Source organism: Streptomyces sp. Ag82_O1-12 (assembly GCF_900182715.1).
In the GTDB taxonomy this organism is placed as follows: domain Bacteria; phylum Actinomycetota; class Actinomycetes; order Streptomycetales; family Streptomycetaceae; genus Streptomyces; species Streptomyces massasporeus.
Genome location: NZ_FXUW01000001.1, coordinates 2,349,790 through 2,374,517, shown reverse-complemented (window position 1 = coordinate 2,374,517; position 24,728 = coordinate 2,349,790). Strand labels below are relative to the sequence as shown.

General features: G+C 71.5%; 20 protein-coding genes. 8 read left to right on the top strand and 12 right to left on the bottom strand.

Annotation, left to right across the window (positions count from 1 at the left end; genetic code table 11):
* Positions 1-59: 59 nt before the first annotated feature.
* From QOL88_RS10945 to QOL88_RS10930, 4 genes are all read left to right on the top strand, one after another.
* A complete protein-coding gene (locus tag QOL88_RS10945; protein ID WP_097216256.1) occupies positions 60-1,661 on the top strand; it encodes an MFS transporter in 1,602 nt (533 codons plus the stop codon).
* Between the two features lie 70 nt (positions 1,662-1,731).
* Positions 1,732-2,382 carry a TetR/AcrR family transcriptional regulator gene (locus QOL88_RS10940; protein ID WP_179878831.1) on the top strand — a complete coding sequence of 217 codons (651 nt, stop codon included), beginning with the start codon at positions 1,732-1,734 and terminating at the stop codon, positions 2,380-2,382.
* A 178-nt stretch (positions 2,383-2,560) separates the two neighbouring features.
* Positions 2,561-3,613, top strand: a complete 1,053-nt coding sequence (locus QOL88_RS10935; protein WP_097216255.1) for an endonuclease/exonuclease/phosphatase family protein — start codon at positions 2,561-2,563, stop codon at positions 3,611-3,613.
* 136 nt (positions 3,614-3,749) lie between these two features.
* Positions 3,750-4,967, top strand: coding sequence for an MFS transporter (locus QOL88_RS10930; RefSeq protein WP_097216254.1), 1,218 nt, complete (start codon positions 3,750-3,752; stop codon positions 4,965-4,967).
* Positions 4,968-5,022: 55 nt separating this feature from the next.
* Here the strand turns inward: QOL88_RS10930 and QOL88_RS10925 are convergent, their stop codons facing one another.
* The 7 genes from QOL88_RS10925 to QOL88_RS10895 all read right to left on the bottom strand — a co-directional run bounded on the left by QOL88_RS10925 (position 5,023) and on the right by QOL88_RS10895 (position 12,436).
* Positions 5,023-5,598 (bottom strand): O-methyltransferase, encoded by a 576-nt coding sequence (locus tag QOL88_RS10925; RefSeq protein WP_097216253.1) that lies wholly within the window; start codon positions 5,596-5,598, stop codon positions 5,023-5,025.
* 29 nt (positions 5,599-5,627) lie between these two features.
* On the bottom strand, positions 5,628-6,341 hold the full coding sequence (locus QOL88_RS10920) for a haloacid dehalogenase type II (protein WP_097216252.1): 714 nt from the start codon (positions 6,339-6,341) through the stop codon (positions 5,628-5,630).
* 120 nt (positions 6,342-6,461) lie between these two features.
* Positions 6,462-6,857 (bottom strand): VOC family protein, encoded by a 396-nt coding sequence (locus QOL88_RS10915; protein WP_097216251.1) that lies wholly within the window; start codon positions 6,855-6,857, stop codon positions 6,462-6,464.
* A gap of 115 nt (positions 6,858-6,972) precedes the next feature.
* On the bottom strand, positions 6,973-8,727 hold the full coding sequence (locus QOL88_RS10910) for an NAD+ synthase (RefSeq protein WP_097216250.1): 1,755 nt from the start codon (positions 8,725-8,727) through the stop codon (positions 6,973-6,975).
* Positions 8,728-8,805: 78 nt separating this feature from the next.
* Positions 8,806-10,743, bottom strand: coding sequence for a S53 family peptidase (locus tag QOL88_RS10905; RefSeq protein WP_097216249.1), 1,938 nt, complete (start codon positions 10,741-10,743; stop codon positions 8,806-8,808).
* A gap of 407 nt (positions 10,744-11,150) precedes the next feature.
* Positions 11,151-11,771, bottom strand: coding sequence for a DUF305 domain-containing protein (locus tag QOL88_RS10900; RefSeq protein ID WP_097216248.1), 621 nt, complete (start codon positions 11,769-11,771; stop codon positions 11,151-11,153).
* Positions 11,768-12,436: a thioredoxin-like domain-containing protein gene (locus QOL88_RS10895; protein ID WP_097216247.1), complete on the bottom strand. Its 669-nt coding sequence runs from the start codon at positions 12,434-12,436 to the stop codon at positions 11,768-11,770. The genes QOL88_RS10900 and QOL88_RS10895 overlap by 4 nt, the downstream gene beginning before the upstream one ends.
* Positions 12,437-12,714: 278 nt before the next feature.
* Here QOL88_RS10895 and QOL88_RS10890 point away from each other — a divergent pair, with 278 nt between their 5' ends.
* Positions 12,715-13,209 carry an RrF2 family transcriptional regulator gene (locus tag QOL88_RS10890; RefSeq protein ID WP_257027704.1) on the top strand — a complete coding sequence of 165 codons (495 nt, stop codon included), beginning with the start codon at positions 12,715-12,717 and terminating at the stop codon, positions 13,207-13,209.
* On the opposite strand, the gene QOL88_RS10885 is transcribed toward QOL88_RS10890, so the two are convergent.
* Positions 13,206-14,393 (bottom strand): globin domain-containing protein, encoded by a 1,188-nt coding sequence (locus tag QOL88_RS10885; protein WP_097216246.1) that lies wholly within the window; start codon positions 14,391-14,393, stop codon positions 13,206-13,208. The genes QOL88_RS10890 and QOL88_RS10885 overlap by 4 nt on opposite strands.
* A 295-nt stretch (positions 14,394-14,688) precedes the next feature.
* Between QOL88_RS10885 and glnA2 the strand changes: the two genes are divergently transcribed.
* Positions 14,689-16,050 carry a gamma-glutamylpolyamine synthetase GlnA2 gene (gene glnA2 / locus QOL88_RS10880; RefSeq protein WP_097222931.1) on the top strand — a complete coding sequence of 454 codons (1,362 nt, stop codon included), beginning with the start codon at positions 14,689-14,691 and terminating at the stop codon, positions 16,048-16,050.
* A 179-nt stretch (positions 16,051-16,229) separates the two neighbouring features.
* Here glnA2 and QOL88_RS10875 read toward each other — a convergent pair whose 3' ends face one another.
* Together QOL88_RS10875 and QOL88_RS10870 are read right to left on the bottom strand one after the other, a co-directional pair.
* Positions 16,230-16,856 carry a VOC family protein gene (locus tag QOL88_RS10875; protein ID WP_097216245.1) on the bottom strand — a complete coding sequence of 209 codons (627 nt, stop codon included), beginning with the start codon at positions 16,854-16,856 and terminating at the stop codon, positions 16,230-16,232.
* A 57-nt stretch (positions 16,857-16,913) separates the two neighbouring features.
* Entirely contained in the window at positions 16,914-17,360 is a 447-nt protein-coding gene (locus tag QOL88_RS10870; protein WP_097216244.1) for a VOC family protein, read from the bottom strand.
* A 354-nt stretch (positions 17,361-17,714) separates the two neighbouring features.
* Here QOL88_RS10870 and QOL88_RS10865 point away from each other — a divergent pair, with 354 nt between their 5' ends.
* The gene (locus QOL88_RS10865; protein ID WP_097216243.1) at positions 17,715-20,720 is read left to right on the top strand and encodes a bifunctional [glutamine synthetase] adenylyltransferase/[glutamine synthetase]-adenylyl-L-tyrosine phosphorylase; all 3,006 of its coding nucleotides are present in this window, start codon (positions 17,715-17,717) and stop codon (positions 20,718-20,720) included.
* On the opposite strand, the gene QOL88_RS10860 is transcribed toward QOL88_RS10865, so the two are convergent.
* Positions 20,717-21,832: a phosphatase PAP2 family protein gene (locus QOL88_RS10860; RefSeq protein WP_257027700.1), complete on the bottom strand. Its 1,116-nt coding sequence runs from the start codon at positions 21,830-21,832 to the stop codon at positions 20,717-20,719. The two genes, QOL88_RS10865 and QOL88_RS10860, sit on opposite strands and share 4 nt — an antisense overlap.
* A 93-nt stretch (positions 21,833-21,925) precedes the next feature.
* Complete coding sequence (locus QOL88_RS10855; RefSeq protein WP_097216242.1) at positions 21,926-22,960, bottom strand: LacI family DNA-binding transcriptional regulator; 1,035 nt, start codon at positions 22,958-22,960, stop codon at positions 21,926-21,928.
* Between the two features lie 402 nt (positions 22,961-23,362).
* Here QOL88_RS10855 and QOL88_RS10850 point away from each other — a divergent pair, with 402 nt between their 5' ends.
* Positions 23,363-24,631: an extracellular solute-binding protein gene (locus QOL88_RS10850; RefSeq protein WP_097216241.1), complete on the top strand. Its 1,269-nt coding sequence runs from the start codon at positions 23,363-23,365 to the stop codon at positions 24,629-24,631.
* The last annotated feature ends 97 nt before the right edge of the window (positions 24,632-24,728 follow it).

Genomic DNA, 24,728 nt, shown 5'->3' with positions numbered 1-24,728 from the left:
GGGTAAGAGTATTCCAATACGAGACGGTCTCGTATCGAAATGGTTCTAGGCTCGGACACATGACTACTCCTGCCGACCCGGCCGCCCCCACCGGCCCGCGCGTACCGGAAGCGGTGCACCGTCGCCGCTGGGCGATCCTCGGCGTGCTGATGCTCAGCCTGCTGATCGTCGTGCTCGACAACTCGATCCTGAACGTCGCCATCAAGACGATCTCCACCCCCGCCCCCACCGGCCTGGGCGCCACCCAGAGCGAGCTGGAGTGGGCGATCAACGCCTACACCCTCGTCTTCGCGGGCCTGCTGTTCACCGCCGGGCTGCTCGGCGACCGGCTGGGCCGCAAGAAGGTGCTGATCGGCGGTCTCGCCGTGTTCGGCCTCGGATCCGCGCTCGCCGCGTTCTCCGGCTCGCCGGGCGAGCTGATCACCTTCCGGGCGGTGATGGGCCTGGGCGCCGCGTTCGTCATGCCCGCCACTCTCGCCGTCCTCATGAACGTCTTCGAGCGTGAGGAGCAGCCCAAGGCCATCGGCATCTGGGCGGGCGGTGTCGGCCTCGCCGTCGCCATCGGCCCGATCACCGGCGGCGTCCTGCTCGACCACTTCTGGTGGGGCTCGGTCTTCCTCGTCAACGTGCCGATCGTGGTGCTCGGGCTCGCGCTGATGCTCTGGCTGGTGCCCGACTCGCGTGACCCGCACCCGGGACGGATCGACCCCGTCGGCGTCGTGCTCTCCGTCGTCGGCCTGGTGCTGCTCGTCTACGGCATCATCAAGGGCGGCCAGCTCGCCGACTTCACCGACACGACCGTGCTGGCGACCATCGGCGCCGGTGTCGCCGTGCTCGTCGCCTTCGTCGTGTTCGAGAAGCGCAGCGACCACCCGTCGATAGACGTCACGTACTTCAAGGACAAGGTCTTCTCGGCCGCCATCGCCGCCATCGCGCTGGTCTTCTTCGCCCTGATGGGCGTGACCTTCTTCGCCGTCTTCTACACCCAGAGCGTGCGCGGCTACTCGCCGCTGCAGACCGGCCTGCTGATGCTGCCGCTGGCCGCCGCCCAGCTGATCTTCGCGCCGCGCGCCCGGCTGGTCGTCGACCGCTTCGGCAACCGGGTCACGACGACGGCCGGCATGGTCGTCATCGCCGCCATGCTGGCCGCGTTCGCCACCCTGGACGCGGACACCCCCATCTGGATCCTGGAAGTGATCTTCTTCCTCATGGGCGCCGGCATGGCGCACATCATGACGCCGGTCAGCGTCGTCATCATGCAGGCCCTGCCCCGCGAGAAGGCCGGCTCCGCCTCCGCGCTCAGCAACACCTTCCGGCAGGTCGGCGGCGCCCTCGGCATCGCGGTCCTCGGCTCGGTGCTGTCCACGGCGTACCGCACGGGCATCGAGGACAAGCTCGGCGTCCTGCCCCCGGCCCTGCGGCACACCGCCGGGGAGTCCATCGAGGCCACGCTCGGCGTCGCGGACAAGCTCGGCCCGCGCGGCGAGTCCCTCGTCGCCCCGGCCTACGACGCGTTCCTGCACGCGATGCACACCACCGCCCTGTGGGGTGCGGGCGTCGCCCTGATCGGCGCGGTCGTCGTGGCGCTGTTCCTGCCGGGCAAGCCGCCGGCGCCCCAGCAGGGCGAGGGGGAGAAGGAGTTGACGCACACGCGGGCGTAGGCCTGCGGAAGAATTCACCTTCCGTACCGCCAGGAACGGTCTCCACCCGGTCAGGAAAGGACGCAGCGACGTGAGCCTCGCCGAACGGCACTCTCCGCACGGCGGACCCGCGAGGGGCCGCCCCAGAAGCGAGGCCGTCGAGCGCGCCATCATCGAGGGTGTGATGAAGCTCCTGGAGGAGGGCGTGCCCCTCGCGGAGCTGTCCATCGAGCGCATCGCCCGCACCGCCGGCGTCGGCAAGGCCACCATCTACCGCCGTTGGAGCGGCAAGGAGGAGCTCTTCGTCGACGTCGTGCGCGCCGCGGAACCCCCGGACCCGCCGCTGCCCGGCACCTCCATGCGCGACGACCTCGTGGTCCTGCTGGAGCAGGTGCGCCGGCGCGGCCTCGCCAACCGCTCCTCGGCGATCCTGCACAGCGTGCAGTCCCAGATCAAGAGCAGCCCGAAGCTCTGGGCGGCGTACCACGCCACGGTCGTCGCCCCGCGCCGCCGGCTCGGCCTGGAGGTCCTGCGCCGCGGCCGGGAGAACGGCGAACTGCGCACGGACCTCGACCTCGAACTGCTGAACGACCTGTTCGTCGGCCCGGTGCTCGTGCGCGCCGTGCTGCGCCCCGACGCCGACCTGCCCGACGACCTCGCCGAGCAGGTCGTCGACACCCTGCTCGAAGGGCTGCGGCCCGGCGGCTCACTGTCCGTCAGATCGGCCTCCGAGGGCTCCTAGTGTGCGCGTTTCGTCACAGAGGGCGCTTTCGGCGGGCCTGATCGGAACTTCCCGCGGGGACTCGAACGTCATCGCCCCCGTACGGCCGTCGGAGGACGGCGGGAACGGAACGGATCATCCCCTAGGGTCGTAAGGACACGGGGGCGATGGTGTGCACGGCAGGCAGTGAGGCGACGGTATGGCGCAGCAGGCGTACATGACGGAGACGGACAACGGCGGCTCGGGGCCCGAGCACCGGGGAACCCGGCTTCGGCGCCTGTTCGACCGGCTGGCGGGCCCCTGGCGGGGCGACCCCCGGATCTGGCGGCGTGGACTGCTCGTCACCGCGTGTGCGGTGCTGCTCGCCCTGGTCATGGGGCTGCACTCGCGCATCCCGAACATGATCGGCAACCTGGGCAGCCTCATCGAGACGTTCCTGCCGTGGCTGGGGCTCCTCGTCCCGGTGCTGCTCGTCCTCGCCCTGGTCCGCAGGTCCGCGACCGCGCTGATCGCGCTGGTGCTGCCGTCCGTGGTCTGGCTGAACCTCTTCGGCGGCCAGCTCAGCGACAAGGCGGCGACCGGCGGTGACCTCACGGTGGTCACGCACAACGTCAACGCCGACAACCCGGACCCGTCCGGCACCGCCCGTGACGTGGCCGCCTCCGGCGCGGACGTGCTGGCCCTGGAGGAACTGACGCCGGCCGCCGTCCCGACGTACGAGAAGGCGCTGGCGTCGACGTACCGCTACCACTCGGTGCAGGGCACGGTCGGCGTGTGGAGCAAGTACCCGCTGAGCGGCGTACGGGACGTGAACCTCGACATGGGCTGGACGCGCGCGATGCGCGCCACCGTGACCGCCCCGTCCGGGCAGTTGGCGGTCTACGTCGCCCATCTGCCGTCCGTGCGCGTGAAGATGGAGGCCGGCTTCACGGCCCGCCAGCGCGACCGCAGCGCCGACTACCTGGGCGAGGCCATCGCCCACGAGCCGCTGAAGAACGTCGTCCTGCTCGGCGACCTCAACGGCACCATGAACGACCGCGCGCTGAACGCCGTCACCTCCCAGATGCGCTCGACGCAGGGCGCGGCCGGCAGCGGTTTCGGCTTCAGCTGGCCCGCGTCGTTCCCGATGGCGCGCATCGACCAGATCATGGTCCGGGGCCTGAAGCCGGAGAGTTCGTGGACCCTTCCGCAGACGGGCAGCGACCATCTGCCGGTCGCGGCCCGTGTGAGGGTCACCACAAGCGGCTCCTGAAACCCGCTGGTCAGGGCACTGCCGTCAGAAATCCGCAACCGAGGCGTCACCTCGTGGAATAGCGCGCCTGAGAGACTTTGTTCCGTACTTGAACATACGCGTACGGATTTCCAAGCAAGTCTCGAAAGGCTCACTCATGCCCCTGGCCCTGCTCGCCCTTGCCGTGGGCGCCTTCGGCATCGGTACGACCGAGTTCGTGATGATGGGGCTGCTGCCCGATGTCGCGGACGACCTGAACATCTCGATACCCAGCGCCGGCCACCTGGTGTCGGCGTACGCGCTGGGCGTCGTCATCGGCGCCCCGCTGCTGGCCGCGGTCACCGCCAGGATGTCCCGGCGCACGGTCCTGATCGGCCTGATGGGACTGTTCGTCGTGGGCAACGCCCTGTCGGCCCTCGCGCCGGACAACGGCTGGCTGCTGGCCGCCCGCTTCCTGAGCGGTCTGCCGCACGGCGCCTTCTTCGGTGTGGGCGCCGTCGTCGCGACGAACATGGTCGCCCCCGAACGCAAGGCGCGCTCGGTCTCGCTGATGTTCCTCGGCCTGACGGTCGCGAACGTCCTGGGTGTGCCGGTCGCCACCCTCATGGGGCAGAACCTCGGCTGGAGGGCGACCTTCCTCGGCGTCAGCGCCATCGGCCTGGCGGCGATCGCCGCGCTGGCCCTCCTCATCCCGCGCGACCACGAGCACACCACCGCCCAGGGCCTGCGCGGCGAACTCGCCGCCCTGCGCTCCCTCCCGGTCTGGCTGTCGCTCGGCACCACCGTCGCGGGCTTCGGAGCCCTCTTCGCGGCCTACAGCTACATCACGCCGATGCTCACCGACGCCGCCGGCTTCGCCGACGCCAGCGTCACCCTGCTGCTGGCGCTGTTCGGTGTCGGCGCGACCGCCGGCAACCTGCTGGGCGGCCGGCTGGCCGACCACTCGCTGCGCGGCACGCTGTTCGGCGGCCTGACCTCGCTGGTGGCGGTGCTGGCGCTGTTCCCGCTGCTGATGCGCACGGAGCTCACGGCCGCCGTGGCCGTGATCCTGCTCGGCATGGCGGCCTTCGCCACCGGCTCCCCGCTCCAGCTGATGGTCATGGAGAAGGCCTCCTCGGCCCCATCCCTGGCCTCCTCCGCCAACCAGGCCGCCTTCAACCTGGCCAACGCCGGCGGCGCCTGGATCGGCGGCCTCGCGCTGGCCGCGGGCTTCGGCGTCACCTCCCCGGCCGTGGCCGGTGTGGCCCTGGCCGTCCTCGGCCTGGCCGTGGCGTCGCTGGCCTTCGCGGTGGACCGGCGCCGGGCTCCGGTCGCCGGACGCGAGCGGATCGTGGCGAGCCACGTCCCGCAGGAGGCGGAGGCGGTGCACCACTGACGGTCACCGGTGGGCGGCGGCCCGTGGGATCACCTCCCGCGGGCCGCCGCCGCGTCTACCGGGGCGCCCCGCGCCGCGCCGCGACGATCGCCGAACTGGTGGGCGTGGTGAGGACTTCGGTGGCGTCCAGTTCCGGATGGGTCAGGTAGAACAGGCGCAGTTCGTCCACCTCGCCCTCGAACCGGGGCGGCCACTCGGCCGACGGAGTGAAGTCGTCCAGGACGAGGATCCCCCCGGGGGCGAGCAGCTCGACGACCCTCCCCGGAGCGTCCCGCTTGCCGCCGCCGTCGCAGAAGAACACGTCGAACGGGGCGTGCTGTTCGAGCAGCCGCCAGTCGCCGGTGAGGACGCTGACGCGGCCGTCGTCGGCGAAGACCCCGGCCGCCCGCCGGGCCAGCTCCTCGTCCCGCTCCACGGTGACGAGCCGCGCACCGTCGCCGAGTCCGCTGTGCAGCCAGGCGGTCCCCACCCCCGATCCGGTGCCGCTCTCGGCGACGACCCCGCCGGGCTTGGCAGCGGCGGCCGTCCCCAGCAGCCTGCCGACCTCCGCGATGCAGCTCTTCTCGAACCCCGCCTCGGCGGCGAGGCGTTCCGCGGCCAGCACCCGCGCCGGAACAGCGCGCTCACTCATGACCGGACCCTTCACGACCGGACCCCCCTTCAGGACGGACCCGACGCTACCTGACCGCCCGTCAACGCGCTGATCAGTTCACCGAGTTCGCCGAACCACCCGTCGAAGTCGTCGGCGCCCGTGGGCGGGTCCCCGACCGGGCGGTGCACGTAGGCGGTGCGCATGCCGGCCGCCTGCGCACCGCGCAGGTCCCAGGCGTGGGCGGCCACCATCAGTACGCGCTCCGGCGGGCATCCGGCGCTGTCGAGGGCGAGTCGGTACACCTCCGGCGCCGGCTTGTAGGCCAGGGCCGCCTCGGCGGACAAAGCCTGATGCCAGCGCAGCCCGGCATGCGCGTTGAGGTGCAGCAGGGCCGTGCGGGCGGCGTTGGACAGCCCGAGCACGGGGAACCGCCGGGCGAGCCGCTCCAGCCCGGCGACGGAGTCGTCCCACGGGGGCAGCCGCCGCCCCGCCGTGGCGAGCCGGGCGATGCCCCCCGGATCGGTGACTCCGGCGCGCTCGGCCACGAGCCGGGCGGCCTCGGCGTCGAGGACCTCGGTGCTCGCGTACGGGCGCAGCCCCCGCCGGATGCGTTCCTGCTCCTGCTCGCCGTGCTGCCGCCACAGGGCGACGAGCGCGTCGGCTGCCGCCGGGCCGGGCAGCCGTGCCGCTTCCTGTACGGCCGCGCGAAGGCCGCCGGGTTCGTCGACCATGGTGCCGAGGACGTCGAAGACGACGACCTCGATGCCGCGGATCTCCGCCATGCGTTCTCCCGCGTCCCGTCCACCGACTGCGTCACCGCCTGAGCGGGTATTGATGGTGACACTCCGGCGTGTTACCGGTCAAGGTGGTGACGCTATGGGGAGGGCGGCCGCGCCGTGGGGCTACTCCTGTGGTCGGGTCGCGAGTTGGATCAGGTTGCCGCAGGTGTCGTCGAGGACGGCCGTGGTGACGGGGCCCATGTCCAGGGGCTCCTGGGTGAAGCGGACGCCGAGCCCGCTCAGGCGCTCGTACTCGGCCCGGACGTCGTCGACGGCGAACTGGGCGACCGGGATGCCGTCGGCGGCGAGCGCGTCGCGGTAGGGCTTGACGGCAGGGTGACCGGCGGGCTCCAGGAGCAGTTCCGTGCCGCCGGGCTCCTCGGGGGAGACGACGGTCAGCCAGCGGTCCGTCTCGCCCACCGGGACGTCGTACTTCTTCACGAAGCCGAGGACCTCGGTGTAGAAGCGGAGGGCCTTGGCCTGGTCGTCGACGAAGACACTGGTCAGATGGATCCGCATGGCAGGCTCCCGGGACAGGTGCTGGAGGTCGGGTCCGGGCGAGCGCGGGGGTCTCCCGCACCCTGAGGCGCGGGAGACCGCCGGGCCCGTAACCGTCCCTGACGACCCTGGCCCATCAGAGCGACTCCCGCCACCCGTTCGTGATCGGCAGGCGGCGGTCCTTGCCGAAGCCCTTCGGGGAGATCTTCGTGCCCGGCGGGTACTGGCGGCGCTTGTACTCGGCCGTGTCCACCATGCGCAGCGTCTTCGCGACCAGCTCCGCGTCGAACCCGGCCGCCACGATCTCGTCCGCGCCCCGGTCCCGGTCGACGTACAGCTCCAGGATCGCGTCCAGCACCGGGTAGTCCGGCAGCGAGTCCGTGTCCACCTGGCCCGGGCGCAGTTCCGCGCTCGGGGGCTTGCTGATGGAGCTCTCCGGGATCGGCGGGGTCTGGCCGCGCTCCCCGGCGGCCCGGTTGCGCCACTCGGCGAGCCGGAAGACCGACGTCTTGTAGACGTCCTTGATGGGGCCGTACGCCCCGACCGAGTCGCCGTAGAGCGTCGAGTAGCCGACCGCCAGCTCCGACTTGTTGCCGGGGGCCAGGACGATGTGGCCCTCCTGGTTGGAGATCGCCATGAGCAGCGTGCCGCGCAGGCGCGACTGGAGGTTCTCCTCCGCCAGGCCCGTGAGCCCCAGCGAGCCCATGTAGGCGTCGAACATCGGCTCGATCGCGACCGTGCGGTAGTTCAGACCCGTGCGGCGGGCCAGTTCGGCCGCGTCGTCCTTGGAGTGGTCCGAGGAGTACTTCGACGGCATCGACACGCCGTACACGTTCCGTGCGCCCACCGCGTCGCACGCGATCGCAGCGACCAGCGCCGAGTCGATGCCGCCCGACAGGCCGATCAGGACCGAGGAGAAGCCGTTCTTCGCGACGTACGCCCGCAGCCCCACGACCAGCGCCGAGTAGACCTCCTCGTCGTCCTCCAGACGGTCCGCGTAGCCGCCCGTGAGCTCGGGCTCGTACGGCGCGAGCGGCTCCTCCGACAGGACGACCCGGTCGATGCGCAGACCGTCGTCGACCACGCCCGTCGGGGCGTCCGCCGACGCGGCCGGCAGGTCCAGGTCCAGGACCACGCAGCCCTCGGAGAACTGCGGCGCCCGCGCCACGACCTCGCCGTCCTTGTCGACCACGATCGAGTCGCCGTCGAACACCAGCTCGTCCTGGCCGCCGATCATGGCCAGGTACGCCGTGGTGCAGCCGGCCTCCTGGGCCCGCTTGCGGACCAGCTCCAGACGCGTGTCGTCCTTGTTGCGCTCATAGGGGGAGGCGTTGATCGAGACCAGCAGGCCCGCCCGCGCCGAACGGGCGGCGGGGACGCGCCCGCCGTCCTGCCAGAGGTCCTCGCAGATGGCCAGGGCGACGTCCACGCCGTGCACCCGCAGCACCGGCATGCTGTCGCCGGGCACGAAGTAGCGGAACTCGTCGAACACGCCGTAGTTCGGCAGGTGGTGCTTGGCGAAGTTCAGGACCACCTCGCCGCGGTGCAGCACCGCACCGGCGTTCTGCGGCGCGCCGGCCGGCTGGCCGTACTTCGGCTGGGCGGTCGCACTGCGGTCGAGGTAGCCGACGATCACCGGCAGCTCTCCGAAGCCCTCGTCGGCCAGGCGCGCCGCGAGCCCGCGCAGCGCAGCCCGGGAGGCCTCCACGAAGGACGACCTGAGCGCCAGGTCCTCGACGGGGTACCCGGTCAGCACCATCTCCGGGAACGCCACGAGGTGCGCTCCCTGTTCGGCGGAGTGCCGGGTCCAGCGGACGATCGACTCGGTGTTCCCGGCGAGGTCGCCGACGCCGGCGTCGATCTGGTTCAGGGCGAGACGTAGTTGAGGCACGCCGCCCAGTGTAATCGTCAGTGCGACGCAATGGGGTGGTGTGGGTCACCCCACACCACCCCGTTCCCCTTGCGGAGGTCAGCGGCGCCGGTACGACTCGACGTAACCGCTCGCGGGCGTGCCCACGCCGGTGACGTCGTCGTAGCCCTTCACGGCGGACAGCGAGCTGTCCTTGCCCAGGCTGCGCACGGACGTGGCCAGGCCGCCGGTGGCGTCGTATCCGTTCACGAAGTCGACCCGGGCCACGGCGAGACCCTTGCCCGTCGGGTTGTCGGTGACGTCGTGGTAGACCTTCGAGCCGTACTTCGCGTAGATCGCCGGGTTGGCGAAGCCGAGCGCCTTGCCGCGTGCCTCCTGGGCCAGGGCCTGGACGGCCGCGATGGCCGGCGCGGCGAGCGAGGTGCCGCCGATGCGGTACTCGCCGTACACCTGCTTCTTCCCGTCCGGCGAGCTCTGCGTCTGGCCGACCAGGAAGCCGGTGTTCGGGTCGGCGATCGCCGCGATGTCCGGGACGACCCGGTTGCCGTTCGCGCTGTTGGCCTTGGCCAGGGCGTCCGGCACGACACCCCGCTGGTAGCCGGGCTCGGCGACGGTCCTGCTGGTGCCGCCGCCCGCGCCGGAGGTGAAGGCGCCGGGGAAGTCCGTCCAGCTCTTGCCGTCCGCCGACAGCACCGCCTTGTCGGTGCCCCAGCCGGTCTCCCAGAGGTACGTGTCGTTCTTGCCGACGGCCAGCGAGGTGCCGCCGACGGCGGTCACCCACGCCGAGTTGGCCGGGGAGTCGGCCTGCTTCGTGCCGGAGCTCGCGACCTCGTCGCCGTCGTCGCCGGAGGAGAAGTAGAAGCCGATGCCCTCGACCGCGCCCAGCTGGAACACCTGGTCGTAGGCGGCCGCGAGGTCGGGCGTCTGCACGGCCTCCACCTCGCCCCAGGAGTTGGAGACGATGTCGGCCAGGTGCTTGTCGACGACCTTGCCGAGCGCGTCGAGCAGATCGCCGTCCGTGCAGGAGGCGGCGCCGACGTACGTGACGTCCGCGGCCGGTGCGACCGCGTGCACCGCCTCGACGTCCAGGGTCTCCTCGCCGTACCAGCCGGACGCCCCGCAGTCCTCGGTGTTCGTGTACGTCGCGGGCAGCGACTGGTGCAGCTGGCCCGTCCTCCACGCCGCGTCGCCGTGGCGCTTGGCGTAGGTGCCGGCGTCGTAGGCGATCGTCGGGGAGGCGTAGGCGTCCGTGATGGCGACCCGGACGCCCTTGCCGGTGCGCTTGCCCGCGCCGTAGGCGGCCCGCAGCTGCTTGCCCGTGTAGCCCTTCACGGCGTACGGGATCTTCTTGCCGTACGCGCTCGGGAGCGTGCTCGCGGTCTTCGAGCCGTAGTACGAGGAGAACGGCCCGGCGTTGCGGAACACGGTGTCCGGCGGCGGCAGTTGATCGTCGTGCGTGGCCATGTGCGGCGCGTTGTCCAGCCCGGTCACGGTCAGGACGGCGTCGGCCAGGCCCTGCGGCACGGAGGCGGCGCTCGCCGGGGCGCGGTAGGTCTTCGAGCCCTTGGCGAAGTTGTGCAGCTGGGTACCGAACGCCTTCTCGGCCGCGGCCACGTCACCGCTCACGGACACGTAGTGCCGCGTGACGCCGGTGACCTTCAGACCGGCCGCCGTCAGCCAGGACTTCACGGCCGCCACCTGGGCCTTCGTCGCACCGAAGCGGGCCTGCGCCTGCTTGGCCGTCAGGTACTCGCCGTACGAGGCCGAGTCCGGGTCGGAGACGGCCTTCGCGTAGGCGGCGAGCCCTGCGGCGTCCTTGCCGGCCAGGTAGACCCGGGCCGAGACCCGGGCGCCGTCGGAGGTGGCGCCCTTGTCCGCCTTGGCCGTGGCCCACGTGGGCCGGGTCCCGGCCAGCAGGTCGCGGAGCGGGTGGTCGGCAGCGTGCGCCGCGGGTATGCCGAGCGCCAGCGCACCGGCGAGCATCGGCAGTGTCGCTGCCAGGCTCACGGCGCGCACCTTGGCGCGGTTGGATCTCATGGAACCCCCTGTGCGGTTCGTCGCGAGTGGATCACTCGACGGTCGCCACTCTCGCGATGAACCGTTCATGCCAGGGAATTGCGCAGCCCAAGAAGCGCCCTATGGAGACCAAGAAGAGCCCAAGAGACGGTTGGGCAGGGCGATTTGAGGCTTACGCGCCGACGGCCTCATGCCCGGGTGGGCCGCTCCATGTCCGGGAGGGCCGCACCGTGCCCGGGTGGACCGCACCGTGCCCGGGAGGGCCGCTCGGGGCCCGCGGCGACGGGTCCGGGCCTGCGGCGACTGTTCCGGGCCTGCGGCGACTGTTCCGGGCCTGCGGCGTCGGCTCCGGGCCTGCGGCGTCGGCTCCGGGCCTGCGGCGACCGTTCCACGCCCGCGCCGACGGCTCATCGCCCGCGCCAACCGCTCTACGACCGCGGCGTCGCGCCCCGCTCCTTGAGCATGTCGGCCATCAGGGAGATCTCCGACTGCTGCGCGTCCACCATGCCCTGCGCGAGCCGCTTCTCCACGCCGACCTGGCATTTGGCCACGCAGCCCTCGGCCATGTGGATGCCGCCCTTGTGATGGACCGTCATCAGCTGGAGGTAGAAGACCTCCGCCTGTTTCCCGTCGAGCTCGCCGAGCTTCTTCATCTCCGAGTTGGTCGCCATGCCCGGCATCAGCGCGCCGTCCTTGCCGGATGCCATGCCGCCCATGTCCATCCAGGTCATCGGCGGCTCGGAGGACACCTTGGGCAGGCCCCACAGGTCGAGCCAGCCCAGCATCATGCCGCGCTGGTTGGCCTGCGTCTGCGCGATGTCGTACGCCAGGCGCCGGACCTCCTCGTCCTTCGTGCGGTCGCGCACGATGTACGACATCTCCACGGCCTGCTGGTGGTGCACCGCCATGTCCCGGGCGAACCCGGCGTCCGCGGACTCGGCGGACGGCGTCCTGCCGCCGCCGTCGTCCCCGGCGACCGCGTAGGTGATCGCACCGGCGGCGACCAGCGCCGCCGTCGCGGCCCCGGCGATCAGGCCGACATGCCTCACTTCGACAGGCCGTTCGTGCAGGCGGCGCCCGGCTCGGGGGTCTGCTCGCCCTGGACGAACTTCTCGAAGAACTTGTCCACGTTCGGGTCGCTCGCGCCCGTCACCGTGCGCTGGTGGCCCCATGCCGAGAGCATGATCGGGTCCTTCTGGTCGTCCATCGGGCTCATCAGCGTGTACGGCGTCTTCTTCACCTTCGCCGCGAGCGCGTCGATGTCGGCCTTCTTCGCGTCGGCGTTGTACGTCACCCACACCGCCCCGTGCTCCAGCGAGTGCACGGCGTTGGTGTTGTTCAGCTTCTCGGTGTAGACGTCGCCGTTGCAGTTCATCCAGACCTGGTTGTGGTCACCGCCGACCGGCGGCTCGGAGGCGTACTTCACGGCCTTGGCGACGTGGTTGCGGGACAGCTTCCCCTCCCAGGTCTTCACGCCGTCCTTGCCCGTCACGAACTTGCCCTTGCCCGAGGAGTCGCTCGCCGCAGCGGTGTCACCGCCCTTGTCGTCCTGGGACCGCACGAGCACGACGCCGCCGACCACGAGCCCGGCGACGACCACGACACTGGCCGCGATGGTGAGGACCCGGTTGCGACGCTCACGGGACTGCTCGGCGCGCCGCATCTCCTCTATTCGCGCCCTGCGGTCCGTGTTGCTCTTCTGTGCGGAGCCCATGAGGTGTCCTTCGTGGGAAAAGTGACAGTCGGGTCCGCTGATCGTAATGGGGGAGACGGGGCGCCTCGTAGAGCGGCCATCGGAATGGGCCGAATCGATACGGCACCGACAGCTGGACGACAGGTTCACCGGTGCGGGAGCCGGTCTCCGGCCAGAGCACCGGCCAGAGCACCGACCAGACCGCCGGCCAGAGCACGGGCCAGATCGCCGGCCAGATCGCCGGTCGGAGATCCGCCGGATAATTTGAACGCCGGATTCCCATTACCTACGCTGCCTGCATGCGGCTGCTGCGCTCCACCGACCTCGCCCTGCGGGTCCTGATGCGGCTCGCCGTCGCGGGCGGGTCGAGTCCGACGACCCGGGAGGTCGCGGACGGCATGGACGTGCCGTACACCCACCTGGCGAAGGTCGTCGCCGAGCTCCAGCACATGGGCCTGCTCGAGGCCCGCCGCGGCCGAGGCGGCGGCCTCACCCTCACCGAGCAGGGCCGCACGGCCTCGGTGGGCGCCGTGGTCCGTGCCTTCGAGGGCAGCGGCGACGTCGTCGACTGCGAGGGCGCCACCCCCTGCCCCCTCAACTCCGCCTGCCGCCTGCGCGGCGCCCTGCGCCGGGCCCAGGAGGCGTTCTTCGCCTCACTGGACCCCGTCACGGTGGAGGACATCGTGGCGGAGCCGACGGGAGTGCTGCTGCTGGGGATCTCGCGGGGCGTCGATCCCCGCGACGTCCAGGGCCCGGTTCCCCCGAGGGCCCGGTTCCCCCGACGGGGGGCCTAGGCCCGCCCCGCCAGCCACAGGTCCGGGCCGAACACCTCGTAGTGGATGTCGGCGGGTGGCACGCCCTTCGCGATCAGCTGGGTCCGCACCGCCCGCATGAAGGGGAGCGGCCCGCACAGGTACGCGCGCGTGCCCGGGGCCAGCGGCACGCCGGTGAGGTCGACCAGGCCCGGGTGGGTGCCCGCCGGGGCGTCCCGCTCGTACCAGAGGTGGACGGCCGCGTCCGGGAGCTTGGCCGCGTAGGCCTCGTGGTCGGTGCGCAGGGCGTGGGTCGCGGGGGAGTGGTCGGCGTGCACGACGGTGACCGGGGCGGGGTGCCCCGAGTCGGCGAGGTGCGCCAGCATCGCGGTCATCGGGGTCACGCCGATGCCGGCCGAGGCCAGCAGCAGCGGCGTGTGGGAAGCGGTGTCCAGGACGAGGTCGCCGTACGGCTCGGACAGTTCCAGGACGTCACCCACCTCCACGCGCGCGTGGAGGTGGTTCGAGACCTCACCGTCGGGGGCACCGGCCGTGCTCACGCGCTTCACGCTGATCTGCCGCAGGTCCGGGCCGGGCGCCCCGGACAGGCTGTACTGCCGTATCTGCCGGGCGCCGTCCGTGAGGGTGACGCGGACGGAGACGTACTGGCCCGCGAGGAAGTCCCGTACCGGGCCGCCGTCGGCCGGCCGCAGCCGGAAGGTGGCGACGTCCGCGGTCTCGGCGACCCGCTCGACGACCTCCCAGGCCCGCCAGGTGGGCCCGCCGTGCTCTTCGCGCAGCCGCCTCTCCACGGCGATGAGCGCGTTCGCCATCAGCCAGTAGACCTCGTCCCAGGCGGCGGCGACCTCCGGCGTGACCGCGTCGCCGAGCACCTCGGCGATGGCGGCGAACAGGTGCTCGTGGACGACGCCGTACTGCTCCGGCGTGACGCCGAGCGAGGCGTGTTTGTGGGCGATGCGCCGCAGCATCGCGTCCGGCCGCTGCCCGGGACGGTCCAGCAGGTGCGCCGCGAACGCGGCGATGGAACCGGCCAGTGCCTGGCGCTGGGTGCCGGCGGCCTGGTTGCCCCGGTTGAACAGGTCCCGCAGCAGCTCCGGGTGGGCCTCGAACAGCCCGGCGTAGAAGCGCTCGGTGATCGTGCCGAGGGCCGCGCCGACGGCGGGGAGGGTGGCGCGGACGGTGGCGGCGGACTGCTCGGACAGCATCTGGGCTCCTCAGGGCTCGGCTGAGGGCACGCTATTTAAAGTTGCATCTGATATACAAATTAAGTGGGTCGGACGACGAAAGGAACCGGCCGTTACGGATGCCGGTGCGAGCAGGCACTATGGGCGGAAGAGCAGTCCACCTGCCGTATGCGAGGCGTTCGACCCCGGGCCCCCCGGGCGATCATGGTCCGCAACGCGTACGAAATGGCGGTGTGGTCTGATGCTCTGGTGCCCGACCGCCTCCCGTGGTACGGAAGGGAAGGCGGCCTGACCAGCAAGGATGGGGAAGCGGAAGATGGACAAGCAGCAGGAGTTCGTGCTCCGGACGTTGGAGGAGCGCGACATCCGGTTCGTACGCCTGTGGTTCACGGACGTGCTGGGCTTCCTCAAGTCGGTCGCCGTGGCCCCGGCCGAGCTGGAACAGGCCTTCGACGAGGGCATCGGCTTCGACGGCTCCGCGATCGAGGGCTTCGCCCGGGTCTACGAGTCCGACATGATCGCCAAGCCGGACCCGTCGACCTTCCAGATCCTGCCCTGGCGGGCCGAGGCCCCGGGCACGGCCCGCATGTTCTGCGACATCCTCATGCCGGACGGCTCCCCGTCCTTCGCGGACCCGCGCTACGTGCTCAAGCGCGCCCTCGCCCGCACCTCCGACCTGGGCTTCACCTTCTACACCCACCCGGAGATCGAGTTCTTCCTGCTGAAGGACCGGCCGCTGGACGGCAGCCGCCCGACGCCCGCCGACAACTCCGGCTACTTCGACCACACCCCGACCAACGTCGGCATGGACTTCCGCCGCCAGGCGATCACCATGCTGGAGTCGATGGGCATCTCGGTCGAGTTCTCCCACCATGAGGGCGCCCCCGGCCAGCAGGAGATCGACCTCCGCTACGCCGACGCGCTCTCCACGGCAGACAACATCATGACGTTCCGCCTCGTCATGAAGCAGGTGGCTCTGGAGCAGGGCGTGCACGCCACGTTCATGCCGAAGCCGTTCTCCGAGCACCCCGGCAGCGGCATGCACACACACCTGTCGCTCTTCGAGGGCGACCGCAACGCGTTCTACGAGTCGGGTTCGGAGTACCAGCTCTCCAAGGTGGGCCGCTCCTTCATCGCGGGCCTGCTGCGGCACGCGGCGGAGATCTCCGCGGTCACCAACCAGTGGGTGAACTCCTACAAGCGCATCTGGGGCGGCGCGGAGCGCACCGCGGGCGCGGGCGGCGAGGCCCCCTCCTACATCTGCTGGGGCCACAACAACCGCTCGGCGCTGGTCCGCGTCCCCATGTACAAGCCCGGCAAGACGGGCTCGGCGCGGGTCGAGGTCCGCTCCCTCGACTCCGGCGCCAACCCGTACCTCGCCTACGCACTGCTGCTGGGCGCCGGCCTCAAGGGCATCGAGGAGGGCTACGAGCTCCCGCCGGGCGCCGAGGACGACGTCTGGGCCCTCTCCGACGCGGAGCGCCGCGCGATGGGCATCGAGCCGCTCCCCCAGAACCTGGGCGAGGCCCTGACCCTCATGGAACGCAGCGACCTCGTCGCCGAGACCCTCGGCGAGCACGTCTTCGACTTCTTCCTGCGCAACAAGCGGCAGGAGTGGGAGGAGTACCGCTCGGAGGTCACGGCGTTCGAGCTGCGGAAGAACCTGCCGGCGCTGTAGGGGCAGGTGGAACGTCCGAGGGGCCGGCAGTCGCGACCGCCGGCCCTTGTCGGTCACGGGACGCGCTGATCGAAGGACTGACCCCGGCACCGTGCCCTCGAGGGCGAGCCGCACAGCCGTGAGCTGACGCGGCCGGCGGTGACCCGCCTGACGGCTGGGCCGTCCTGGGGCCCGCCCCGTCACACCGACGCGCTCTGCGACGCCGTCGTCCAGGCGAAGCCGTCCGGGTCGGTGAACGGCCCGGCGTCGCTGCCGATGGTGAGGCGGTGGGAGCCGGTGCCGTCGGGGGAGACGCCGGCGACCTTGGCCAGGCCCCGGCGCTTGTACAGGGCCAGCTTGACCGGGCCCGTGCCGGTGGCGAACTCGACGTACTTGCTGCCGAAGCTCTTGCCCACGGCCAGCCCGTGCTCGACGTAGAACTGCTTGCTGGCCTTCACGTCCTCGACGCCGAGCAGCAGGACGAACTCGTCGACCTGCCGGGTCGCCGGGCCGGTGTTCTTCTTCGACGACGACGCGAGCTGCCAGATCGTCCCGTCGGGGGCCTGTACGACGCCCCCGTAGCCCCAGAGCGACTTCGCGGCGGGCTTCAGCGTCGTCGCGCCGGCCTGCACGGCCGCGTCGTGGAGGGCGTCCACATCGGCCGGCTGGGAGACCACGAGCGACAGCGTGAACCCGCGGAAGCCGGAGGTCGGTTCCTCCGACGCCCGCAGGCGCAGCCGGTCGCCCGGATCGAAGGCGGCGGAGTAGAAGCGGTCGGCGGCCGCGGGGTCGCCCACCTCGAGGGTGACGGATGCGATGGAAGTCATGACAACGACGCTAATCGCGCCCCACGAACCCCGCTTCTCGATTCCTGACCAGGTTGTTCAGGCCTGCTTCCGCTTCAGCTCCGCCAGCAGCACGTGCAGTGGCTCGGTGGCCCTGCGCCGGTACTCCTGTACCGCCCACCCGTTGCCGTCCGGATCCTGGAAGTGCATGAACGTCGCGCCGTCGTCGGGGGAGTACTGGACGGGTTCCGAGACGTCGAGGCCGCGGGCGACCAGCTCCGCGTGGGCCGCCTTGATGTCGGCGACGCACAGCTGCAGACCCTGGTAGGAACCCGGGGCCGGGGTCGGGCCGGGCGTCATCTGCCAGATCGACTCGCCCAGCGCGATCGAACAGCCGGAACCCGGAGGGGTCAGCTGGACGATCCGCATCCCGGGCATGACCTCCTGGTCGATGTCCACATGGAAGCCGACCTTGTCCCGGTAGAAGTCCCGGGCACGGTCGACGTCCGACACGGGCAGCGGGATGACTTCGAGGGTGATGTCCATGGCGTGACTCCTTCGTCCGGCCTCACGAGAACCGATCACCTGGTCCGGCGGAAGCCGCTGACGCGGGCTGACGCCGGCTGAACGGTTCCCCTCACCGAAGCCGATAACGGTGTGCCGCGCCACCGAGTGAACGGCCGCACGGCCCGTGCCGCGGGGGAAATGGCCCTCCCGTACCCCCGGTGGCCGGAACCCGCCGTAGCGTGCCTCCCCCTCCGCGGCCAGGCGCCGTAGCCACGCGCCCGCCCCGTCCGCCTGCCGGACTCAGCGGCGCTTCCCCGGCCCCGGGCGGTTACGCTCAAAGCCGTACGACCTTGATCCGATGCATGTCCGAGGAACAGTGCGAGGGAGGCCCGGATGGCGGCGGCGCCGGGGCGCAGGAGCAGTACCTTCACACGGCTGCTGCGGCACGGTTTCACCGACGCCTCCGCCGCCGAGCGGCTCCTGGACAGTCCTGAGCTCGCGCCGCTGCGCGACGACCCGGTGCTGCTGGAGGCGCTGGGCGGCACCGCCGACCCCGATCTCGCGCTGCTCGGGCTGGTCCGGCTGCTGGAGGCCCAGCAGAGCCCCGGCGCCCGGGAACTGCTCGACACGCTGATCTCCTCCAAGCCGCTGCGCGACCGTCTCCTCGGTGTCCTCGGCGCCTCCACCGCCCTCGCCGACCACCTCGCCCGGCACCCGGACGACTGGCAGGCCCTCGTCATGTACGAGGCCTACGACCTGCACCCCGGGGTGGAGGAGTTCGAGGCCGGCCTCGCGGAGGCCACCGACCCGGTCTCCCTGCGCGTCGCCTACCGGCGCTGCCTGCTGTCCATCGCCGCCCGGGACGTCTGCGGCACCACCGGCCTCGCCGAGTCCGCCGCCGAGCTCGCCGACCTCGCCACCGCCACCCTGCGCGCCGCCCTCGGGATCGCCGAGGCGGCCGCGCCCGAGGACGCCGCCCTGTGCCGGCTCGCGGTCATCGCGATGGGCAAGTGCGGCGGCCACGAGCTCAACTACGTCTCCGACGTGGACGTCATCTTCGTGGGCGAGGCCACCGAGGGGACCGACGAGACCAAGGCCGTGCGCGCCGCCACCCGGCTCGCCTCGCACATGATGCGGATCTGCTCCGAGACGACGGTCGAGGGCTCGATCTGGCCCGTCGACGCCAACCTCCGGCCCGAGGGCAGGAACGGCCCGCTCGTGCGGACCCTCTCCAGCCACCTCGCCTACTACCAGCGCTGGGCCAAGACCTGGGAGTTCCAGGCGCTGCTCAAGGCCCGCCCGGTGGCCGGCGACCTCGACCTCGGCGCGGAGTACGTCGCCGCCGTCCAGCCCCTGGTGTGGAAGGCCGCCGAACGCGAGAACTTCGTCCCCGACGTGCAGAAGATGCGCCGCCGGGTCGTGGAGAACATCCCCGTCGCCGAGGTCGACCGTCAGCTGAAGCTCGGCCCGGGCGGGCTCAGGGACGTCGAGTTCGCCGTGCAGCTGCTCCAGCTGGTGCACGGCCGCGCCGACACCTCTCTGCGCAGCGGCACGACCCTGGACGCGCTCAAGGCCCTCGCCGCCGGCGGCTACGTCGGCCGGGCCGACGCCGCGCAGCTCGACGAGGCCTACCGCTTCCTGCGCACCATGGAGCACCGCATCCAGCTGTTCCGGCTGCGGCGCACCCACCTCGTCCCCGAGGAGGAGGACGAGCTGCGCCGCATCGGCCGCTCCCTCGGCCTGCGCAAGGACCCGGTCGCCGACCTGCACCGCGAGTGGCGGCGGCACGCGGGTGTCGTACGCCGTCTGCACGAGAAGATCTTCTACCGGCCGCTGCTCGACGCCGTCGCCCAGCTCGCCACCGGCGAGGCCCGGCTCAGCACCGAGGCGGCCCGGGAGCGCATGGTCGCCCTCGGCTACGCCGACCCGGCCTCCGCCCTGCGCCACCTGGAGGCGCTGGCCTCCGGCGTCACCCGCAAGGCCGCCATCCAGCGCACCCTGCTGCCCGTGCTGCTCGGCTGGTTCGCCGACTCGGCCGACCCGGACGCGGGCCTGCTCAACTTCCGCAAGGTCTCCGACGCGCTCGGCAAGACGCCCTGGTACCTGCGGCTGCTGCGGGACGAGGGCGCCGCCGCGCAGAACCTCGCCCGGGTGCTGTCCGCCGGCCGGCTCGCGCCCGACCTGCTCATGCGCGCCCCGGAGGCGGTGGCGCTGCTCGGCGACGGGGACGGCGGCGGCCTGGAGCCACGGCCCCGCGCCCACCTGGAGCAGGAGATATACGCCGCGGTGAAACGCGCCGAGGGCGGCGCCCAGGCGGTCACGGCCGCTCGCGGGGTGCGCCGCCGCGAGCTGTTCCGCACGGCCGCCGCCGACATCGTCGGCTCCTACGGCACCGAGGAGCAGCCCGCCGAGGCCGACCAGGGCGCCCTGGTGGACCGGGTCGGCGGCGCGGTGTCGGACCTGACCGCCGCGACCCTCGCCGGCACGCTCCGCGCGGTCGTGCGGGACGGCTGGGGCGACAGCCTGCCCACCCGGTTCGCGGTCATCGGCATGGGCCGGTTCGGCGGCCACGAGCTGGGCTACGGCTCCGACGCGGACGTGCTGTTCGTGCACGAACCGCGCGACGGCGTCGACGAGCGGGAGGCCTCCCAGGCGGCCAACAAGGTCGTCTCCGAGATGCGCCGCCTGCTGCAGATCCCCAGCGCCGACCCGCCCCTGCTCATCGATGCCGACCTGCGCCCCGAGGGCAAGTCCGGGCCGCTGGTCCGCACCCTCACGTCGTACGCGGCCTACTACCGTCGGTGGGCCCTGACGTGGGAGTCGCACGCGCTGCTGCGGGCCGAGCCCGTCGCCGGCGACGAGGACCTCGGCCGTCGCTTCATCGAGCTGATCGACCCGCTGCGCTACCCGGCGGACGGGCTCGCCGACGAGGCGGTACGCGAGATCCGGCGGCTGAAGGCCCGCATGGAGTCCGAGCGGCTGCCGCGCGGCGCCGACCCCAAGCTGCACGCCAAGCTCGGGCCGGGCGGCCTGTCCGACGTGGAGTGGACCGTGCAGCTCATGCAGCTGCGGCACGGCTCGGCGGAGCCGGGCCTGCGCACCACTCGCACCCGCGAGGCCCTGGCCGCCGCCCGCGCCGCCGGGCTCATCACGGACGAGGACGCGGCGACCCTCGACGAGGCCTGGGTCCTCGCGACCCGCGTCCGCAACGCGGTGATGCTGGTCCGCGGCCGGGCCGGCGACACGTTTCCGACGGAGCCCCGGGAATTGTCCGCCGTGGGCAGGTATCTGGGCTACGGCCCCGGCCACGCGGGCGACATGCTGGACGCGTACCGGCGCACGGCACGCCGGGCGCGCGGTGTGGTGGAGGAACTCTTCTACGGCATCGCCGAGCGCTAGGACTCGCCGGACCACCCCTGGGACGTGCCGGACCATCCCTGGGACTTGTCCGGCAATCCCTGGGACCTGTCCGGCACGCCACGTCCTGACGTCCCGGCCACAGCCCTACCGGCCACAGCGCTCCTGGCCTCAGCGCTCCTGGCCTCAGGCCTCCTGGCCTCAGCCCTCCTGGCCTCAGCGCTCCTGGCCTCAGGCCTCCTGGCCTCGGTGCTCCTGGTCCCAGCCCTCCCGGCCGCAGCTCTCCTGGTCCCAGCCCTCCTGGCCGCACCCCGGGAGGCGCGCGGCCCGCGCGTCGGCACCGTCCGCGGCAGCGCGTACGGCTGCCTGCCGTACCAGAGCCGCGCGACCGTGAAGCCGAAGGCCAGGCACAGCATGCCGCCCACCGCGTCCAGCCAGAAGTGGTTGGCCGTCGCGACGATGACCACCAGCGTCAGCGCCGGGTACAGCAGCCCCAGCACCCGCGCCCAGGGGACCGTCGCCAGGGCGGCGATCGTCAGCCCGCACCACAGGGACCAGCCGATGTGCATCGACGGCATCGCGGCGTACTGGTTCGACATGTGCTTCAGGTCGCCGGACGCCATCGAACCCCAGGTCTGGTGGACCATGACCGTGTCGACGAAGTCGCCGCCGTTCATCAGCCGCGGGGGCGCCAGCGGATACAGGTAGTAACCGACCAGGGCGACGGCCGTGGTCGCGAACAGCACCAGGCGGGTCGCCGCGTAACGGCCGGGATGGCGACGGTACAGCCACACCAGGACACCCAGTGTGACGATGAAGTGCAGCGTCGCGTAGTAGTAGTTCATCCCGACGATCAGCCAATGCACCGAGTTCACGGCGTGGTTGACCGACTCCTCGACGGCGATGCCCAGATGGTGCTCGACCTGCCAGATCCAGTCGGCGTTGCGCAGCGCCTCGGTCCTCTGCTCGGGCACGGCGTTGCGGACGAGCGAGTACGTCCAGTAACTCACCGCGATCAGCAGGATCTCGAACCAGAAGCGGGGCCGGCGCGGGGTGCGCAGCCGGCGCAGCGGACCGTGCCCCGAATCGGCCGCAACGGTCTCCGGGAGGGCCGCTTCCAGGCCCTCCGGCTTCGTTACGGTCGTTTCACCCATAGGCGCAAAGTCTGCCAGAAAAGGACTTCCCCACCGATCATCCCGCGGCCCCGCACGAGCCGCATGTTCTACGGCGAAATCAGGCCGGAGGTCTCAGGAGCGACCGCGTTCCCCCGGAGCCGAGGCGGTCGAACCACGCACCACCAGCTCCGGCATGAACACGAACTCGCTGTGCGGCGCGGGCGTCCCGCCGATCTCCTCCAGCAGCGTGCGCACGGCCGCCTGCCCCATCGCCGGGACCGGCTTGCGGATCGTGGTCAGCGGCGGGTCGGTGAAGGCGATCAGCGGGGAGTCGTCGAAGCCGACCACGGAGATGTCCTTCGGCACGTCCAGACCGAGCTGCCGGGCCGCCCGGATCGCGCCCAGCGCCATCATGTCGCTGGCGCACACCACGGCCGTGCAGTTCCGTTCGATCAACGCGACGGCCGCCGCCTGGCCACCCTCAAGGGTGTACAGGGAGTGCTGCACCAGCTCCGACTCGACCGTCGCGGCATCGAGGCCCAGCTGATCCCGCACCGCGCGCACGAAGCCCTCGATCTTGCGCTGCACCGGCACGAACCGCTTGGGCCCGAGGGCCAGACCGATCCGGGTGTGCCCGAGGGACGCCAGGTGCGTGACCGCCAGGCTCATCGCCGCGCGGTCGTCGGGGGAGATGAACGGCGCCTGCACCTTCGGCGAGAAACCGTCGACCAGTACGTAGGGCACGCCCTGGGCGCGCAGCCGGTCGTAGCGCTGCATGTCGGCGGTGGTGTCCGCGTGCAGTCCGGAGACGTAGATGATGCCGGCGACCCCGCGGTCCACGAGCATCTCCGTGAGCTCGTCCTCGGTCGAGCCGCCCGGCGTCTGGGTGGCCAGCACCGGCGTGTAGCCCTGCCGCGTCAGCGCCTGGCCGATGACCTGCGCCAGGGCCGGGAAGATCGGGTTCTCCAGCTCCGGGGTGATCAGCCCCACCAGCCCCTCGCTGCGCTGGCGCAGGCGCACCGGGCGTTCGTAGCCCAGCACGTCGAGAGCGGCCAGCACGGACTGGCGGGTGGTGGCGGCGACGCCCGGCTTCCCGTTGAGGACCCGGCTGACGGTCGCTTCGCTCACCCCCGCCTGCACAGCGATGTCGGCAAGCCGTGTGGTCACAGCACTGGACTGTAGCGGCCGGGGTTCTCCTTGCACACCGACGGGACGCCTGATGCGCGCCGTCGCACGGCCCGCTGTGGGTGGCTTGGTCATCGCGGTCCCTCGAAACTCGTGGTCGGCGTCCGATCCGCAACGGATGATTCCCCCCGACGGACGCGGATGGCAAGTGCTTGCAGAGTCTTGCACAGCTGTCCGACTCCCCGTCGAACAGCTGGAAATGGGGGCTGCGGGGCGCTGGGGAGAGGCCGAGGAGAGGTCACGGCGGGATAACCATCCGCACCCCTTGCATCTTTTTGCTGCAAGGTCTTTCGCAAGTCCTTCCAGCGCGGCTAATCTCACCGACGCCCGGCCGCCAACGGCGCAGTCGGCAGCACAACGGGCTTTCACCCTCAAGGAGAACTCATGCGGCGTGGCATAGCGGCCACCGCGCTGGTGGCGTCCCTCGCCCTGGCGGCGACGGCCTGCAACGGTAGCGACAGCGGCGACGAGGCCGGCGGCCCGGTCACCATCACCTGGTGGGACACCTCCAACGCCACCAACGAGGCACCGACGTACCAGGCCCTGGTGAAGCAGTTCGAGGCTGCCAACAAGGACATCAAGGTCAAGTACGTCAACGTCCCCTTCGACCAGGCGCAGAACAAGTTCGACACCGCCGCCGGTTCCAAGGGCGCCCCGGACGTGCTGCGCTCCGAGGTCGGCTGGACCCCCGCCTTCGCCAAGAAGGGCTTCTTCGCGCCGCTGGACGGCACCGAGGCACTCAAGGACCAGGACAGGTTCCAGCCCAGCCTGATCGAGCAGGCGAAGTACGAGGGCAAGACCTACGGCGTCCCGTTCACCACGGACACCCTCGCCCTCGTCTACAACAAGGCCCTGTTCGAGAAGGCCGGCGTCGAGGCCCCCAAGACCTGGGACGACCTGAAGAAGGCCGCCGCGACGATCAAGGGCAAGACCGGCGTCGACGGCTACTGGGGCTCCACCCAGGCCTACTACGCCCAGTCCTTCCTCTACGGCGAGGGCACCGACACCGTCGACGCCGACGCCAAGAAGATCACCGTCACCTCGCCCGAGGCCAAGAAGGCCTACGGCACCTGGCAGGGCCTCTTCTCCGGCAAGGGCCTGCACAAGGCCGACACCACCGCCGACGCCTACGCCCACATCCAGGAGGCGTTCGTCAGCGGCAAGGTCGCCTCGATCGTCCAGGGCCCGTGGGAGATCACGAACTTCTACAAGGGCTCGGCCTTCAAGGACAAGAACAACCTCGGCATCGCCACCGTCCCGGCCGGCTCGGCCGGCAAGGCGGGCGCCCCGACCGGCGGCCACAACCTGTCCGTCTACGCCGGCTCCGACGAGGCCCACCAGAAGGCCTCGATGAAGTTCGTGAACTTCATGACCTCGGCGAAGGCCCAGGAGACCATCGCGCTGAAGAACTCCACGCTCCCCACGCGCGAGGATGCCTACACCGACAAGGTCAAGGCCGACCCCGGCATCGCCGGCTACCAGGGCGTGCTCTCCAGCGCCCAGCCGCGCCCGGCGCTGCCCGAGTACAGCTCCCTGTGGGGTCCGCTCGACGACGAGCTGATCAAGATCGCCGGTGGCAAGGAGTCCCTGGACAAGGGCCTCGGCAACGCCGAGACCGCCATCGCCAAGCTGGTGCCCGACTTCTCCAAGTGACTGCCGGGTGGCCGCGGGATCCCCTGCCACGGGGAGGGGATCCCGCGGCCACCGGCCCGCGTCTGCCGCCCGGCAGTCCCCTTGACCTCCTTGAACC

Bases quoted from the DNA above. Each gene is read 5' to 3' on its own strand.
- QOL88_RS10945 (WP_097216256.1), top strand. From the start codon at position 60: ATGACTACTCCTGCCGACCCGGCCGCCCCCACCGGCCCGCGCGTACCG.
- QOL88_RS10935 (WP_097216255.1), top strand. From the start codon at position 2,561: ATGGCGCAGCAGGCGTACATGACGGAGACGGACAACGGCGGCTCGGGG.
- QOL88_RS10930 (WP_097216254.1), top strand. From the start codon at position 3,750: ATGCCCCTGGCCCTGCTCGCCCTTGCCGTGGGCGCCTTCGGCATCGGT.
- QOL88_RS10925 (WP_097216253.1), bottom strand. From the start codon at position 5,598: ATGAGTGAGCGCGCTGTTCCGGCGCGGGTGCTGGCCGCGGAACGCCTC.
- QOL88_RS10920 (WP_097216252.1), bottom strand. From the start codon at position 6,341: ATGGCGGAGATCCGCGGCATCGAGGTCGTCGTCTTCGACGTCCTCGGC.
- QOL88_RS10915 (WP_097216251.1), bottom strand. From the start codon at position 6,857: ATGCGGATCCATCTGACCAGTGTCTTCGTCGACGACCAGGCCAAGGCC.
- QOL88_RS10905 (WP_097216249.1), bottom strand. From the start codon at position 10,743: ATGAGATCCAACCGCGCCAAGGTGCGCGCCGTGAGCCTGGCAGCGACA.
- QOL88_RS10895 (WP_097216247.1), bottom strand. From the start codon at position 12,436: ATGGGCTCCGCACAGAAGAGCAACACGGACCGCAGGGCGCGAATAGAG.
- QOL88_RS10890 (WP_257027704.1), top strand. From the start codon at position 12,715: ATGCGGCTGCTGCGCTCCACCGACCTCGCCCTGCGGGTCCTGATGCGG.
- QOL88_RS10885 (WP_097216246.1), bottom strand. From the start codon at position 14,393: ATGCTGTCCGAGCAGTCCGCCGCCACCGTCCGCGCCACCCTCCCCGCC.
- glnA2 (WP_097222931.1), top strand. From the start codon at position 14,689: ATGGACAAGCAGCAGGAGTTCGTGCTCCGGACGTTGGAGGAGCGCGAC.
- QOL88_RS10875 (WP_097216245.1), bottom strand. From the start codon at position 16,856: ATGACTTCCATCGCATCCGTCACCCTCGAGGTGGGCGACCCCGCGGCC.
- QOL88_RS10870 (WP_097216244.1), bottom strand. From the start codon at position 17,360: ATGGACATCACCCTCGAAGTCATCCCGCTGCCCGTGTCGGACGTCGAC.
- QOL88_RS10865 (WP_097216243.1), top strand. From the start codon at position 17,715: ATGGCGGCGGCGCCGGGGCGCAGGAGCAGTACCTTCACACGGCTGCTG.
- QOL88_RS10860 (WP_257027700.1), bottom strand. From the start codon at position 21,832: ATGGGTGAAACGACCGTAACGAAGCCGGAGGGCCTGGAAGCGGCCCTC.
- QOL88_RS10850 (WP_097216241.1), top strand. From the start codon at position 23,363: ATGCGGCGTGGCATAGCGGCCACCGCGCTGGTGGCGTCCCTCGCCCTG.